Origin of the sequence: Pseudoalteromonas ardens (assembly GCF_030125445.1) — a bacterium.
In the GTDB taxonomy this organism is placed as follows: Bacteria; Pseudomonadota; Gammaproteobacteria; order Enterobacterales; family Alteromonadaceae; genus Pseudoalteromonas; species Pseudoalteromonas ardens.
In genome coordinates this window covers 1-1052 of sequence record NZ_JASJUV010000026.1, presented here as the reverse complement: position 1 = coordinate 1052, position 1052 = coordinate 1, and the positions used below count along the sequence as shown (strand labels likewise).

At 49.4% G+C, this 1052-nt stretch carries 1 rRNA gene; it reads right to left on the bottom strand.

Annotation, left to right across the window (positions count from 1 at the left end):
- Positions 1–1052 (bottom strand): 23S ribosomal RNA (locus tag QNM19_RS24445); the annotation flags it as partial.

Below are 1052 nucleotides of genomic sequence, written 5' to 3'. Positions count from 1 at the left end.
GCAGCCGTAGCTTCGGTGGTATGTTTAGCCCCGTTACATCTTCCGCGCAGGCCGACTCGACTAGTGAGCTATTACGCTTTCTTTAAAGGATGGCTGCTTCTAAGCCAACCTCCTAGCTGTTTTAGCCTTCCCACATCGTTTCCCACTTAACATACACTTTGGGACCTTAGCTGACGGTCTGGGTTGTTTCCCTCTCCACGATGGACGTTAGCACCCACCGTGTGTCTCCCGGATAGTACTTTACGGTATTCGGAGTTTGCAAAGGGTTGGTAAGTCGGGATGACCCCCTAGCCTTAACAGTGCTCTACCCCCGTAAGTATTCGTCCGAGGCTCTACCTAAATAGATTTCGGGGAGAACCAGCTATCTCCCGGTTTGATTAGCCTTTCACTCCTAGCCACAGGTCATCCCCTAACTTTTCAACGTTAGTGGGTTCGGTCCTCCAGTCAGTGTTACCTGACCTTCAACCTGCCCATGGCTAGATCACCGGGTTTCGGGTCTATACCCTGCAACTTAAGCGCCCAGTTAAGACTCGCTTTCGCTACGGCTCCCCTAAATGGTTAACCTTGCTACAGAATATAAGTCGCTGACCCATTATACAAAAGGTACGCAGTCACCCTCGAAGGGCTCCTACTGCTTGTACGTACACGGTTTCAGGTTCTATTTCACTCCCCTCACAGGGGTTCTTTTCGCCTTTCCCTCACGGTACTGGTTCACTATCGGTCAGTTGGGAGTATTTAGCCTTGGAGGATGGTCCCCCCATATTCAGTCAAAGTTTCACGTGCTCCGACCTACTCGATTTCACTTTAAATAAGTTGTCGTGTACGGGACTGTCACCCTGTATCGTCATACTTTCCAGAATGTTCCACTAACTACATTAAAGCTTAAGGGCTAATCCGATTTCGCTCGCCGCTACTTTCGGAATCTCGGTTGATTTCTTTTCCTACGGGTACTTAGATGTTTCAGTTCTCCGCGTTCGCTTCATACAGCTATGTATTCACTGCATGATGACCCAAAGGGCCGGGTTTCCCCATTCGGAAATCCTAGTCTCAAG